Origin of the sequence: Bacillus sp. FSL L8-0358 (genome assembly GCF_038593095.1) — a bacterium.
Taxonomy (GTDB): domain Bacteria; phylum Bacillota; class Bacilli; order Bacillales; family Bacillaceae; genus Bacillus; species Bacillus subtilis.
In genome coordinates this window covers 2,401,680-2,415,583 of record NZ_CP151962.1, presented here as the reverse complement: position 1 = coordinate 2,415,583, position 13,904 = coordinate 2,401,680, and the positions used below count along the sequence as shown (strand labels likewise).

Here is a 13,904-nt window from a genome sequence, read left to right as displayed (position 1 = left end):
AACACATGAAGCACCGTTATTTGCCCGCAACAGAAAAGGATAAACAGGAGATGCTTGCCACTATCGGCGTAAGCAGCATCGATGATTTATTTGCTGATATACCGGAAAACGTCAAATATAAAAAAGAGTATCAAATCAAAAAAGCGAAATCAGAAACAGAATTAACAAGAGAACTGACAAAGCTGGCCTCTAAAAATCGTGATACCGTTCAATACGCTTCTTTCTTAGGAGCGGGTGTATATGACCACTATCAGCCTGTCATTGTGGATCATGTCATTTCGCGCTCTGAGTTTTATACCGCATATACGCCTTATCAGCCAGAGATTTCACAAGGAGAGCTCCAGGCTATTTTTGAATTCCAAACGATGATCTGTGAACTGACAGGCATGGATATCGCCAACTCCTCGATGTATGACGGCGGAACAGCCTTGGCAGAAGCAGCAATGCTTGCTTCAGGCCACACGAAAAAGAAAAAAATCGTTGTGTCAAAAACCGTGCATCCTGAATCGCGAGAGGTGCTGAAAACGTACGCAAAAGGTCAGTATATTGATGTTGTTGAAGTACCCGCTGCGGATGGCGTTACGGATCTTGATGCATTGCGCCAAACCGTTTGCGAGAACACAGCCGCAGTGATCGTTCAGTACCCGAATTTTTTCGGCCGGATCGAGCCGCTAAAGGATATTGAGCCTATCGCTCATCAAGGGAAATCCATGTTTATTGTTTCAGCCAACCCGCTGGCGCTAGGTCTTCTCACTCCGCCGGGCAAGTTTCAGTCTGATATCGTCGTCGGTGATGCGCAGCCTTTCGGCATTCCTTCAGCATACGGCGGCCCGCATTGCGGCTTTTTTGCCGTTACTAAAAAATTAATGAGAAAGGTGCCGGGCCGTCTCGTCGGACAAACGGAAGACGAAAACGGAAAAAGAGGCTTTGTTCTTACCCTGCAAGCCAGGGAGCAGCATATCCGCCGGGATAAAGCAACATCAAATATATGCTCGAACCAAGCTTTAAATGCGCTGGCAGCATCAGTGGCCATGACTGCTCTCGGAAAAAACGGCGTAAAAGATATAGCCCGCCAAAATCTCTTAAAAGCCAACTATGCAAAGCAAGAAGCAAAAAAAGCAGGCCTTACCGTTATGTTTGACGGGCCGATGTTTAATGAATTTGTCATCAAACTGGATGAGCCGGTGAGAGCTGTGAACAAGCGTTTGCTGGCAAAAGGCATGATTGGCGGATATGATCTTGGGCTGACGTATCCGGAGCTGGACTGCCATATGCTGATTGCTGTAACGGAGCTGAGAACAAAAGAAGAAATTGACGCACTCATTCAGGAATTGGGGGATCGCCATGAGTAATCAGGACCAGGCACTTATTTTTGAACTTTCAAGAGAAGGCCGAATCGGCTATAGTCTACCGGAGCTCGATGTACCGGAAATCGAATTGGGGCACCTCTTGTCAGACACCTATATTCGTGACGAAGACGCAGCGCTGCCGGAGGTTTCAGAGCTGGACATCATGCGCCATTATACAGCGCTGTCCAAACGCAATCACGGGGTGGATTCCGGCTTTTATCCTCTCGGTTCTTGCACGATGAAATACAATCCGAAAATCAATGAAAAAATTGCGCGTATACCTGGTTTTGCTGCGATTCATCCCCTTCAGGATGAAGACACGGTGCAAGGCGCATTAGAACTTTTATATGATTTAAGCAAGCACCTTGAAGAAATAACGGGAATGGATGAGGTTACGCTTCAGCCTGCTGCCGGAGCGCACGGCGAATGGACGGGGCTGATGATGATCCGTGCCTATCATGAAGCTCGCGGGGATTTCAAGCGGACGAAGGTCATTGTCCCTGATTCCGCGCATGGGACGAATCCTGCATCAGCGACAGTAGCAGGCTTTGAAACCGTTACGGTGAAATCGAATGAAAATGGGCTTGTTGATTTAGAGGATTTAAAAAGAGCAGTGAATGAAGAAACTGCAGCTCTTATGCTGACGAATCCAAACACGCTCGGCTTGTTTGAGGAGCAGATTACAGAGATGGCGGAAATTGTACACCAAGCGGGGGGGAAACTGTATTATGACGGCGCTAATTTAAATGCCGTTTTAAGCAAAGCGAGACCTGGTGATATGGGATTTGACGTGGTGCACCTCAACCTGCATAAAACATTCACAGGCCCTCATGGCGGCGGAGGCCCCGGCTCAGGCCCTGTCGGCGTAAAACAAGATCTGATTCCTTATTTGCCAAAGCCAGTTATAGTCAAAAAAGAAGGGCGCTTTACGTTTGATTATGACCGCCCTCATGCGATCGGCCGTGTGAAGCCGTATTACGGCAACTTTGGCATTAATGTGAGAGCGTATACGTATATTCGCTCCATGGGGCCTGACGGATTAAAGGCTGTTACTGAGAACGCAGTGTTAAACGCCAATTATATGATGAGAAAGCTCGCGCCTTATTACGATCTTCCGTTTGACCGCCATTGCAAGCATGAATTTGTATTATCAGGGAAGCGGCAGAAAAAGCTGGGAGTGCGTACGCTTGATATTGCAAAACGGCTCCTTGATTTCGGCTATCATCCGCCGACGATTTATTTCCCGCTTAATGTTGAAGAATGCATCATGATCGAGCCGACAGAGACAGAATCAAAGGAAACACTGGATGCGTTTATTGATGCTATGATTCAAATCGCAAAAGAAGCGGAGGAGAATCCGGAGCTTGTTCAGGAGGCCCCGCATACAACGATTGTAAAAAGAATGGATGAAACAAAAGCGGCGAGACACCCGGTGCTCAGATACGAGGCGGTAGAAAGATAAATAAAAACAGCTGTCTACCAGACAGCTGTTTGCTTTATTTCTTCGCTTTAATCTTTCCGCCCCATTTTTTAAAGCCGCCTTTTAGGTTGTAAATCTCAGTGCAGCCGTTTTTGCGCAGGGTTTGTGCCGCGCGTCCGCTGCGGACACTGTTTTGGCAGTACAGGTAAACAGGCTTGTCCGTACGGATCTCATTTTTTCTCTGTTTCAGCTGGGAAAGCGGGATGTTGCGGGCGCCTAAAATATGTCCGCCCTCAAACTCATTTGGTTCACGAACGTCAATAAGCTGCGCTTTGCGGTAACCCGCGCGGAATTCTTCTTCGGTAAGTGTTTTCATAATTCGCTGCTGATAGACATATGAAGCAATCATATAGATGATAAACGCAGCAAAAATAATCAAAACGATCATATTAGACAATGTGATTCTACTCCTTTAGCATATAAAATCAAAACCCTGCTTCATAAAACAAGGTTATAGAGCCGTTTTCGACAAATACTATTATAGTAAAGCACAGCGTGATTGTCATCTATAATGGAACTAAAATATTTTTCATTTTCCCGACAGTTTGATAAACTGATTCTATTAAAACGGTAAGGAAGGTCTTAAAATGCAAAAAGAAACTTGGCGGTTTATAGACTCAGGCAATGCAAGTCCTGCATTCAATATGGCGCTTGATGAAGCGCTTTTATATTGGCACAGCGAAAAGAAAATCCCCCCGGTTATCCGTTTTTACGGCTGGAATCCGGCGACACTTTCTGTAGGGTATTTTCAAAATATTAAAAAGGAAATCAATTTTGAAGCAGTACATAAATATAATCTCGGATTCGTCAGACGCCCGACCGGCGGGAGAGGTGTGCTGCACGATCAGGAACTGACATACAGCGTAATTGTTTCGGAAGAGCACCCCGAGATGCCGGCGACTGTTACTGAGGCTTACCGGGTTATTTCAGAAGGCATACTTCAAGGCTTTAGAAATCTCGGTCTGGACGCTTACTTTGCCATCCCGAGAACTGAAAAAGAAAAAGAAAGCTTAAAAAATCCGCGGTCATCTGTTTGTTTTGACGCGCCTTCGTGGTATGAGCTAGTGGTTGAGGGGCGCAAGGTGGCGGGAAGCGCGCAAACGAGACAAAAAGGCGTGATTCTTCAGCATGGCTCCATTCTTCTTGATTTAGATGAGGACAAGCTGTTCGATCTGTTCTTATATCCAAGTGAAAGAGTAAGAGAGCGGATGCAGCGCAATTTCAAAAATAAAGCGGTTGCCATTAATGAACTCACTGAAAAGCGGGTGACGATGGATGAGGCTCGTCAAGCCTTTAAAGAAGGATTTGAAACAGGTCTTAACATTCATTTGGAGCCATATGAACTTTCTCAGGAAGAGCTTGATTTTGTTCATCACTTGGCTGAAACAAAGTACGCTTCAGATGAATGGAATTATAAGCGGTAAACAGGGCTTTTGACCCGCGGAGCATCCTTGTTTTTTCAAGTTCATTAGTGTAAACTTGTAATGGTTTATAAAGTTAAGGTGCTTTTTGGGAGGGTTTCGATGACAACACCAAGTATGGAAGATTATATTGAACAGATTTATATGCTGATTGAAGAAAAAGGATATGCACGAGTTTCCGATATCGCGGAAGCATTGGCAGTCCATCCCTCCTCTGTAACAAAAATGGTTCAAAAACTAGATAAAGACGAATATTTAATTTATGAAAAATATCGCGGTCTCGTGTTAACGTCTAAAGGGAAAAAAATAGGCAAACGGCTGGTATACAGACATGAATTGCTTGAGCAGTTTTTAAGAATCATTGGTGTTGATGAAGAGAAAATATATAACGATGTCGAAGGAATCGAACATCATTTAAGCTGGAACAGTATTGATCGCATCGGGGATCTTGTTCAATATTTTGAAGAAGATGATGCCCGTAAAAAAGATCTGAAATCAATCCAAAAGAAAACAGAACATCATAATCAGTAAAAAGGCGGTCTCGAAGGAGGCCGTCTTTTTTGATACGCTGACGCCACCCGTCATTCGTTGGTCTATTTCTTCGCGTGTTTTCTTAAAATGGTAATAAACGATCGGATGGAGGGGGAGGGAATGAGATGTATATTGACGGTGTGTTTTCCGGCGGAGGAGTAAAAGGCATTGCGCTCGCAGGCGCTTATGAAGTGCTTGAGGAAAAAGGCTTCCGCTTTAAAAGAGTTGCGGGTACAAGCGCCGGCGCCATTATTGCCGCTTTCATTGCGTCAGGTTACACCAGTAAGGAAATCCACGCTTTAATTGAAGAAGTGGATGGAGAGAAATTGCTGGACCAGAGGTACTCATTTCTCCCCTTAAAAATGCTCCAGTGGGTGTCCATCTACTGGCGTCTTGGCTTATACAAAGGCGATACGATAGAAAAATGGATTGCTGATCTGTTAAGAGCGAAAGGCATAAGGGTTTTCGGCGATTTGCAGAAAGGGTCTCTGCGCCTTATTGCTTCTGATTTGACAAACGGCACCATGATTGTTTTGCCGGACGATTTGGCCCGTTACGGGTTAAATCCAGATATGTTCCCGGTTGCCAGAGCGGTCAGAATGAGCTGTAGCATTCCGTATTTCTTTGAACCGATAAAATTAAAAACGGACACAGGCACCGCCACGGTTGTCGACGGAGGCGTGTTAAGCAATTTTCCAATCTGGCTGTTTTCAAAGGAAAGAAAGCGCCCTGTGATCGGTGTCACGCTTGCGCCGCGTGAAAGAGAGCGTCCGAAAAAAAATATCCGCAACGCTTTTGAATTGTTCGGCGCCCTGTTTGAAACGATGAAGGATGCTCATGACGCAAGGCACATTGCGTCACGCTATGAACAAAATATTATTTTTCTCCCTGTCGATGACGTAATGGCCACTGATTTTCATTTAACACAACAAAAAAAACTAGCCCTGATTGAGCTAGGTAAAAGACGGACAGAGCTGTTTTTAAAGCAGTGGACCTATTAAAAAAGCGCTCTGTTTTTCTTTTTATTTTTTTTCCCTTCTATAACAGTCAGCTGAGTCTGGCTTTTTTTCTTGAGAATCATCGGCTTAGGCTTGCTGGCGCTCGGAACGCTTCGCAGGTGGCTGACACGTCCCTTATGTCCGGCGCGGTGTTTTGCTTTTTGTTCTTTCATCCGGCGCCGCGATTGTTTCGCCGCTTTTTTGAAGGCTGCTCCTTCGCTGCCCGCATTTCGATTCATTACATATTTCACAATAAAATAAATAATGATACCTGCCACGATGACGGTTACCGCCATTTTTGCCATTTCTCCGGGATTGGTTACCAGCACATAGAGGAAACCGAACGCTCCCAGCGCAATTAATACAGCAATAATAGGTTGTACACGATGATTCATAACTGTCCACCTCCGAAAGTAATAGCAGGGCAACGGATTTTAGATGACGTTGTGAGAAGGCTTCTGATTTTGCTCAGACAATGCTTCGAGTCTGAGAAGTTCGTTAAAGCTTTCGATGGCAACTTCAACCTGTTCATCCTTAGGTTCCTTTGTGGTTAACAGCTGAAGCCAAAGACCCGGGTATCCAAGTAATTTCAGACCGGGAATGTCACGCACTTTGTTTGTCAGCTGCAGAACTTCAAAGGATATACCAAGCACGACCGGTATCAGTGCGACACGATCTATAACACGCAGCCAAAGCGGATCTGTCGGAACGAGTAAATAAACAAACATGCCGACAATAATCGTAAATAAAATAAAGCTTGATCCGCAGCGGTAATGAAGCCGAGATTGGTTTTGGACATTCTCCACAGTAATTGGCAAATTCTGTTCATAACAGTTTATGACTTTATGTTCGGCTCCATGATATTGAAACACTCTTTTAATAAGCGGTGTCATGGACAAAAAATAGATGTAACCGAGCAGCAAAATCAACTTAAACAGGCTTTCAACCGCGATTTGCGCTGTGTCCGAGGAAAAAATCGGCCTTGTCAGTTCCGCTAAGAAAACTGGAACCAATGTAAATACGAATTTACTGAACAAAAATGATAGGACGCCTATAACTGCGAGGCTGAGATACATAGACAGCCCGGAGGATTTTTTTTCTTCCTGCTCAAGTGTCTCGTCTTCAGATGGATCGAGTCCGTAACGTTCGCTTGAAAAATTCAAATGCTTTGTGCCGTTTGCACTCGCTTCGATAATGGCCGCGATCCCCCGTAAAAACGGTATCTTTTTCACGATGTTCAGTTTCGGGTTGTGTTTGCGTGGAAGCTTAAAAAAGTCAATGCTTCCATCCGTTCTTCTGATGGCTGTAACGTAATGATGCTTTCCGCCAAACATAACGCCTTCCACAACAGCCTGCCCGCCGTAAGCGGGCGGAACTTTATGTTTTGACATATTATCAACCTGCCTATTTCTTTAGGATTGCTAACCATTTCCTTTCACTCTATTGTACAGGAAACAGCGCTAAACCTCTAGATTGACAGGCTGAAAAAATTGCCATAGCCTTGCTTTTTCTACATGCATTATACCCGTTATTTTCAAATTTTACTCGCAGCTGTCAAAAAGTGTGAGCTTTTTTATTGACATTTCATTTTTTGGGCACACTTTAACTGGAGGTGCCATGATGACAAGCGAAAAAGATACAGAACAAAATGAAGAATTGAATGAGAAGCAAAAGCCGCCTGTTTCAATGGCCGGCAGGGTGGCGGCAACAGGTTTTTGCGGAGGCGTACTTTGGAGTTTCGTTGCTTATATCGCATATTTGTTCCATTTTTCCGAAATCAGCCCGAATATGATATTGCAGCCGTTTGTGCTCGGAGAGTGGAAAAAACATGGGCTGGGAACGGTAATCAGCATCATTTTTATTGGAGTAATTTCAATTGGCGCAGCGTTTCTTTATTTTCTTCTATTGAAACGTTTAAAAACAATGTGGCCGGGTATTTTATACGGCTTGGTGCTTTGGCTGCTCGTGTTTTTTGTTTTTAATCCGATTTTTCCAGATGTGCGCACGGTGACCGAACTGACATCAGATACAATTATTACGACCATTTGCATTTATTTGCTTTACGGGCTGTTTGTCGGGTATTCCATTTCATTTGAATACAATGAGCTGAATTCGGAAAAGCTTGCACGTGCGCTGGGAATGCATAGAGAATAGTGTATAATCCTTTTCCAGTATGATAAAATGTTCACGAGAAGTGAACATTTTTTACATGAGAAACCCTCGCGAAAAGGAGAGATTATGTGCCTCATTTTTTAATTTTGAACGGACCGAATGTTAACCGGCTGGGGAAGGGTGAGCCTGAAGTATTCGGCCGCCAGACACTGACCGATATTGAAACAGATCTTTTTCAGTTTGCTGAAGCCTTACATATCCAGCTCACTTTCTTCCAGTCTAATCACGAAGGTGATTTGATAGATGCGATACATGAGGCTGAGGAGCAATACAGCGGGATTGTTCTGAACCCTGGCGCCCTGAGTCATTACAGCTATGCGATCAGGGATGCTGTTTCAAGTATCAGTCTTCCTGTGGTAGAGGTGCATTTATCAAACTTATACGCCAGGGAAGAATTCAGGCATCAGTCGGTTATCGCTCCTGTTGCGAAAGGGCAGATTGTCGGTCTTGGAGCTGAAGGCTACAAGCTTGCTGTTCGCTACTTATTAAGCCAGCAAGGGGGAGAATCAAGATGAAGCTAGAGAAATTAAGAAACCTGTTTGGACAGCTGGGAATTGACGGCATGCTGATTACAAGCAGCACGAATGTACGCTATATGACAGGGTTTACAGGTTCAGCGGGTTTGGCTGTTATATCGGGTGACAAAGCAGCGTTTATTACGGATTTTCGTTATACTGAGCAGGCGAAGGTTCAGGTAAAGGGTTTTGAGATCATTGAACATGGCGGCAGCCTGATTCAGACCACTGCCGACACTGTTGAATCGTTTGGCATCAAGCGTCTCGGCTTTGAACAGAACAGCTTGACATATGGCACTTACGCTTCATACAGCGCCGTTATCAGTGATGCCGAATTAGTGCCTGTGGCTGAATCCGTGGAAAAGTTGCGCTTGATTAAGTCTAGTGAAGAGATTAAGATATTAGAGGAAGCTGCGAAGATTGCAGATGATGCCTTCAGACATATCTTGACGTTTATGAAACCCGGCATTTCTGAAATCGCTGTTGCCAATGAGCTGGAGTTTTATATGAGAAGCCAGGGAGCAGACAGCTCTTCTTTTGATATGATTGTCGCCTCAGGCCTTCGTTCAAGCCTTCCGCACGGTGTGGCCAGTGACAAACTGATTGAAAGCGGAGACCTTGTTACGCTTGATTTTGGCGCTTATTATAAAGGATATTGTTCTGATATTACCCGGACGGTCGCTGTAGGTCAGCCCAGTGATCAATTGAAGGAGATCTATCAGGTTGTATTTGATGCTCAGGCGCTCGGCGTCGCACATATTAAGCCGGGAATGACAGGAAAAGAGGCTGACGCCCTCACAAGGGATCATATTGCTGCAAAAGGCTACGGTGACTATTTCGGCCATTCAACCGGGCACGGGCTCGGCATGGAAGTTCATGAATCGCCGGGATTATCCGTCAGATCTTCAGCTATCCTTGAACCGGGTATGGTGGTCACAGTGGAGCCGGGCATTTACATACCAGAAACAGGCGGTGTCCGCATTGAAGATGACATCGTGATTACAGAAAACGGCAACCGGACAATCACCCATTCCCCAAAAGAACTTATTATTTTGTGATTGGAATATAGGAGGACATTAAACATGATTTCAGTTAACGATTTCCGTACAGGATTAACAATTGAAGTAGATGGCGGCATTTGGCGCGTCGTTGACTTCCAGCACGTAAAACCTGGAAAAGGTGCGGCATTTGTCCGCTCTAAACTCCGCAACCTTCGCACTGGCGCGATTCAGGAAAAAACATTCCGCGCTGGTGAAAAAGTAGCGAAAGCGCAAATCGAAACCAAAACAATGCAATATCTATATGCAAACGGAGATCAGCACGTATTTATGGATACTTCTTCCTATGAGCAGCTTGAACTGAGCGCAACTCAAATCGAAGAAGAATTAAAATACCTGCTAGAAAACATGTCTGTGCATATCATGATGTACCAGGATGAAACACTTGGTATCGAACTTCCAAACACAGTTGAGCTGAAAGTTGTTGAAACTGAACCTGGTATTAAAGGTGATACAGCGTCAGGCGGTACAAAACCTGCGAAAACTGAAACCGGGCTTGTTGTAAACGTGCCGTTCTTTGTGAATGAAGGCGACACACTTGTTGTCAATACATCAGACGGTTCTTACGTTTCAAGAGCATAGAAAGAAAAAAGAAGTCTGTTCCCAAATGGGAGCAGGCTTTTTTTGTGCCCAAAAACAGAATCTTTCTTTTATACGAAAATGACAAGACTACTTCAGCAAGCTAGAGCATATCATATAAAAAAATGGGAGGTTGGGAGAGTGCTATGAAATTTTTACTTGGAAATATCAATTCTACTGTTTTAACAATGGCGGGATTACGAGTTTTATCCTCTATGATTGAGCTGACGGCAGCAATTGTCATGCTTGTGACCAACGATGTCCGGAAGGCGGTTGTGGTTAACAGCATTCTCGCTATTGTCGGTCCGTTGATTTTTATCATTACGATGACTGTCGGAATCTACCAAATTGCAGGGCAGCTTTCGTATGCAAAGCTGATTCTGATTTTTACGGGTGTTGTTTTGATTTTGGCGGGTGTTCATAAATAAAGAGAGGCTTGTCATAAAGTCTGCCTCACATCATACATTTTAAAGAAGCCAATCGGTAGAAAGGAGGAGGCTCTGTTGAATGAAATCGCTGAGGTTCTCCCTGAATCCATGAAAAACGCCCTTTCTGAAATACCGGAACAACAATGGCTGGAAATCGAAGAAGTCAGAATTCGGATCAACCGTCCTGTTGAATTGATTCGAAGAGGACAACCTGTTTATTTGTCCTATGCGGGCACGGCCGAGGATGCTCATCTGATCCTGAGCCGGCTCAGCAACTATAGTATGTATACACTAGAAGAAGAGCTGAAGAAAGGGTATGTCACGATCAGAGGCGGCCACAGAGTCGGACTGGCGGGCAGAGTCATTACGGAAAACGGAGGTGTGAAAGGCCTCCGTGACATCGCATCTTTTAATATACGAATTGCCCGGCAAAAGCTGGGTATTGCGGAGCCGCTGCTTCCATACTTATATCAAAACAGCTGGCTGAATACGCTGATTATCGGACCGCCCCAAACAGGCAAAACAACACTTCTCCGGGACCTTGCGAGGCTCTCAAGCACCGGCAAAAAAAACATGCTGCCCGTAAAGACAGGAATCGTCGATGAACGGTCAGAAATTGCCGGATGTCTTCGCGGCATTCCGCAGCATCAATTTGGTCAGAGAATTGACGTGTTAGACGCCTGTCCAAAAGCTGAAGGGCTGATGATGATGATTCGATCCATGAGCCCTGAGGTGATGATTGTCGATGAAATCGGGCGTATGGAAGATACAGATGCACTTCTGGAGGCACTGCATGCTGGTGTTTCAGTAATCGTATCGGCGCATGGCTGGAGCATATCCGACCTGATGAAGCGGCCTTCATTGAAGCGTTTGTGGGAAGAAAGAGCCTTTGACCGCTATTTGGAATTATCAAGAGCAAAAGGGCCGGGCACAGTGAGCCAAATTTATGACAAAGACGGAAATGTGCTGTCTAGGACGACGGGCGTGAAAACATGCTGAAGCTGCTGGGCGCTGTATTCATTGTGGTAGCGACAACATGGACAGGTTTTGAGATGGCGAAGATTTATACAGAACGGCCGCGGCAAATCCGCCAGCTGCGTGCGGCGCTTCAATCCCTCGAGGCTGAAATCATGTACGGCCATACACCGCTTCATACTGCTTCACAGCAGATTGCCAAACAGCTCGCACAGCCTGTTTCAGCTCTTTTTTCCGCATTCAGTGATCAGCTGGACAAGGGAAGTGATTCCGCGAAAACGGCGTGGGAGCAAAGCTTAAAGAAGGTATGGGACACCCTGTCTTTGAAAAAAAGCGAATACGAAGTGCTGAAGCAGTTTGGCGAGACGCTCGGGATTCATGATCGAATCTCTCAGCAAAAGCACATCAAGCTGGCGCTGACACATTTGGAAGCCTCGGAAGCGGATGCTGAGCAGGCGCAAGCGAAAAATGAAAAGATGATAAAAAGTTTGGGCTTTTTAGCGGGCTTGTTACTCATTCTTCTATTGATGTAAACGTGAGGGGAGCAAAAATAAAATGGGAGTAGACGTGAATGTCATATTTCAAATCGCCGGAGTGGGAATCGTGGTCGCTTTTTTACACACGATATTGGATCAGATGGGCAAGAAAGAATACGCTCAGTGGGTGACGCTGTTAGGTTTTATCTATATTTTATTTATGGTCGCCACGATTGTAGATGACCTATTTAAAAAGATAAAAGCTGTGTTTTTATTCCAAGGATAGGGGGGCTTGCAGATTGACATTGTTCAAATTGTAGGTTTAGGGCTGATCGCCACCTTCCTTTCTTTAATTGTAAAAGAACAAAAGCCGACTTTTGCGTTTTTAATCGTCGTTTTTGCCGGATGTGCCATTTTTCTTTATTTGGTAGACCAAATCTACGACATTATTCGAATGATAGAAAAAATTGCGATTAATGCAAATGTCAACATGGTCTATGTTGAAACCATTTTAAAGATCATCGGAATCGCCTATATTGCTGAATTCGGGGCACAGCTCACAAAAGATGCCGGTCAAGGAGCCATCGCCTCGAAAATAGAATTGGCGGGGAAAATTTTAATACTCGTTATGGCTGTGCCTATTTTAACCGTCATTATCGAAACGATTCTCGGACTTATACCTTCTATGTCATAACCGAAAGGAGGCGGTAGATTGAAGCGCTTTCGATGGGTTTTGCTTTTGGCCGTGCTGATCATAGCAGGCCGTGCAGAAATTGTACAAGCAGCTGGTAATGCAGAACAAACGGAAGACCATGCTGAAACAGCCGAGCAATTAGCGGAAAGGACAGCAGCCTCGCTTGAAACAGATAAGATCGGGGAATTTTGGAATGACATTATGACAGAATACGGCGGACTGCTGCCGGAAAGCCAAAAAGGCAGCTTAATGGAGTTTATCAATGGCGATAAATCATTCTCACCGCAAGAATGGCTGAAAGCTCTCTTTTCTTATTTGTTTCATGAAGTGCTTGCCAACGGAAAGCTGCTGGGCACATTGATTTTGCTCACGATTTTTTGCGTCATTCTGCAGCTTCTGCAAAATGCTTTTCAGCAAAGCACCGTCAGTAAGGTCGCTTACTCAATTGTGTACATGGTGCTGATTATCCTTGCGCTTAATAGCTTTCATGTGGCAATTAACTATGCAACTGAGGCGATTCAGACGATGACCAGCTTTATCCTGGCGCTCATTCCGCTCCTCTTGGCGCTTTTGGCTTCCTCAGGCGGAGCTGTATCTGCTGCCTTCTTTCATCCTGTTATCCTCTTCCTGATGAACACGAGCGGTCTCTTGATTCAGAATATCGTCATGCCGCTGATTTTTTTATCAGCGATTCTGAGCATTGTCAGCACAATGACTGAACAATACAAAGTAACGCAGCTGGCCAACCTGCTCAGAAATATCGCCATCGGGGCACTGGCTGTTTTTCTCACCATCTTTCTCGGTGTCATCTCTGTTCAGGGAGCCTCAGCTGCAGTGACAGACGGCATTACGCTCAGGACGGCTAAATTTATAACCGGAAATTTTATTCCTGTGCTTGGCCGAATGTTTACAGACGCAACAGATACAGTAATCAGCGCCTCTTTACTGCTGAAAAATACGGTAGGGATTCTCGGTGTCGCTATTTTGATCTGTATCGCGGCATTTCCGGCAATCAAAGTGCTTTCCCTCGCTTTTATTTATAAGCTGGCAGCCGCGATTCTTCAGCCGCTTGGAGGCGGGCCCGTCATCACCTGCCTCGACGTCATCAGCAAAAGCGTCATTTATATTTTTGCAGCTCTCGCCATTGTGTCTCTCATGTTTTTTTTAAGCCTTACTGTCATAATCACAGCCGGAAACCTCACGATGATGATGAAATGAAGGAGGCAGG

General features: G+C 45.0%; 18 protein-coding genes. 15 read left to right on the top strand and 3 right to left on the bottom strand.

Annotation, left to right across the window (positions count from 1 at the left end; all coding sequences use genetic code 11):
• Positions 1 to 5: 5 nt before the first annotated feature.
• A complete protein-coding gene (gcvPA, locus tag NYE49_RS12310; RefSeq protein WP_029317920.1) occupies positions 6 to 1,352 on the top strand; it encodes an aminomethyl-transferring glycine dehydrogenase subunit GcvPA in 1,347 nt (448 codons plus the stop codon).
• Positions 1,345 to 2,811 (top strand): aminomethyl-transferring glycine dehydrogenase subunit GcvPB, encoded by a 1,467-nt coding sequence (gcvPB, locus tag NYE49_RS12305; protein WP_047182868.1) that lies wholly within the window; start codon positions 1,345 to 1,347, stop codon positions 2,809 to 2,811. The genes gcvPA and gcvPB overlap by 8 nt, the downstream gene beginning before the upstream one ends.
• A 34-nt stretch (positions 2,812 to 2,845) precedes the next feature.
• On the opposite strand, the gene NYE49_RS12300 is transcribed toward gcvPB, so the two are convergent.
• Positions 2,846 to 3,226 (bottom strand): rhodanese-like domain-containing protein, encoded by a 381-nt coding sequence (locus tag NYE49_RS12300; protein ID WP_004398485.1) that lies wholly within the window; start codon positions 3,224 to 3,226, stop codon positions 2,846 to 2,848.
• A 190-nt stretch (positions 3,227 to 3,416) separates the two neighbouring features.
• Between NYE49_RS12300 and lipM the strand changes: the two genes are divergently transcribed.
• From lipM to NYE49_RS12285, 3 genes are all read left to right on the top strand, one after another.
• Positions 3,417 to 4,253 (top strand): octanoyltransferase LipM, encoded by an 837-nt coding sequence (gene lipM / locus NYE49_RS12295; protein ID WP_047182867.1) that lies wholly within the window; start codon positions 3,417 to 3,419, stop codon positions 4,251 to 4,253.
• A 99-nt stretch (positions 4,254 to 4,352) separates the two neighbouring features.
• On the top strand, positions 4,353 to 4,781 hold the full coding sequence (gene mntR / locus NYE49_RS12290) for a transcriptional regulator MntR (protein WP_003236923.1): 429 nt from the start codon (positions 4,353 to 4,355) through the stop codon (positions 4,779 to 4,781).
• Positions 4,782 to 4,906: 125 nt separating this feature from the next.
• Positions 4,907 to 5,782: a patatin-like phospholipase family protein gene (locus NYE49_RS12285; protein WP_003230220.1), complete on the top strand. Its 876-nt coding sequence runs from the start codon at positions 4,907 to 4,909 to the stop codon at positions 5,780 to 5,782.
• Here NYE49_RS12285 and NYE49_RS12280 read toward each other — a convergent pair.
• Positions 5,779 to 6,174 (bottom strand): SA1362 family protein, encoded by a 396-nt coding sequence (locus tag NYE49_RS12280; RefSeq protein WP_003226367.1) that lies wholly within the window; start codon positions 6,172 to 6,174, stop codon positions 5,779 to 5,781. The two genes, NYE49_RS12285 and NYE49_RS12280, sit on opposite strands and share 4 nt — an antisense overlap.
• A gap of 39 nt (positions 6,175 to 6,213) precedes the next feature.
• Complete coding sequence (locus NYE49_RS12275; RefSeq protein WP_015384077.1) at positions 6,214 to 7,170, bottom strand: DUF1385 domain-containing protein; 957 nt, start codon at positions 7,168 to 7,170, stop codon at positions 6,214 to 6,216.
• A 226-nt stretch (positions 7,171 to 7,396) separates the two neighbouring features.
• On the opposite strand from NYE49_RS12275, the gene NYE49_RS12270 reads away from it, so the two are divergent.
• The 10 genes from NYE49_RS12270 to spoIIIAE all read left to right on the top strand — a co-directional run bounded on the left by NYE49_RS12270 (position 7,397) and on the right by spoIIIAE (position 13,894).
• Positions 7,397 to 7,933: a YqhR family membrane protein gene (locus tag NYE49_RS12270; RefSeq protein WP_080344211.1), complete on the top strand. Its 537-nt coding sequence runs from the start codon at positions 7,397 to 7,399 to the stop codon at positions 7,931 to 7,933.
• Positions 7,934 to 8,019: 86 nt separating this feature from the next.
• The gene (gene aroQ / locus NYE49_RS12265; RefSeq protein WP_047182865.1) at positions 8,020 to 8,466 is read left to right on the top strand and encodes a type II 3-dehydroquinate dehydratase; all 447 of its coding nucleotides are present in this window, start codon (positions 8,020 to 8,022) and stop codon (positions 8,464 to 8,466) included.
• Positions 8,463 to 9,524, top strand: coding sequence for an aminopeptidase PapA (gene papA, locus NYE49_RS12260; protein ID WP_015384074.1), 1,062 nt, complete (start codon positions 8,463 to 8,465; stop codon positions 9,522 to 9,524). The genes aroQ and papA overlap by 4 nt, the downstream gene beginning before the upstream one ends.
• Before the next feature lie 24 nt (positions 9,525 to 9,548).
• The gene (gene efp, locus NYE49_RS12255) at positions 9,549 to 10,106 is read left to right on the top strand and encodes an elongation factor P (RefSeq protein WP_003226377.1); all 558 of its coding nucleotides are present in this window, start codon (positions 9,549 to 9,551) and stop codon (positions 10,104 to 10,106) included.
• A 143-nt stretch (positions 10,107 to 10,249) separates the two neighbouring features.
• Complete coding sequence (locus NYE49_RS12250) at positions 10,250 to 10,531, top strand: YqhV family protein (RefSeq protein WP_004398639.1); 282 nt, start codon at positions 10,250 to 10,252, stop codon at positions 10,529 to 10,531.
• 75 nt (positions 10,532 to 10,606) lie between these two features.
• Positions 10,607 to 11,530, top strand: coding sequence for a stage III sporulation protein AA (gene spoIIIAA, locus NYE49_RS12245; protein WP_003230226.1), 924 nt, complete (start codon positions 10,607 to 10,609; stop codon positions 11,528 to 11,530).
• On the top strand, positions 11,524 to 12,039 hold the full coding sequence (spoIIIAB, locus tag NYE49_RS12240; protein ID WP_014477309.1) for a stage III sporulation protein SpoIIIAB: 516 nt from the start codon (positions 11,524 to 11,526) through the stop codon (positions 12,037 to 12,039). The genes spoIIIAA and spoIIIAB overlap by 7 nt, the downstream gene beginning before the upstream one ends.
• Positions 12,040 to 12,061: 22 nt before the next feature.
• A complete protein-coding gene (gene spoIIIAC, locus NYE49_RS12235) occupies positions 12,062 to 12,268 on the top strand; it encodes a stage III sporulation protein AC (RefSeq protein WP_003153142.1) in 207 nt (68 codons plus the stop codon).
• Between the two features lie 6 nt (positions 12,269 to 12,274).
• The gene (spoIIIAD, locus tag NYE49_RS12230) at positions 12,275 to 12,676 is read left to right on the top strand and encodes a stage III sporulation protein AD (RefSeq protein ID WP_003230228.1); all 402 of its coding nucleotides are present in this window, start codon (positions 12,275 to 12,277) and stop codon (positions 12,674 to 12,676) included.
• Positions 12,677 to 12,694: 18 nt separating this feature from the next.
• Entirely contained in the window at positions 12,695 to 13,894 is a 1,200-nt protein-coding gene (gene spoIIIAE / locus NYE49_RS12225; protein ID WP_047182864.1) for a stage III sporulation protein AE, read from the top strand.
• Positions 13,895 to 13,904 lie beyond the last annotated feature (10 nt).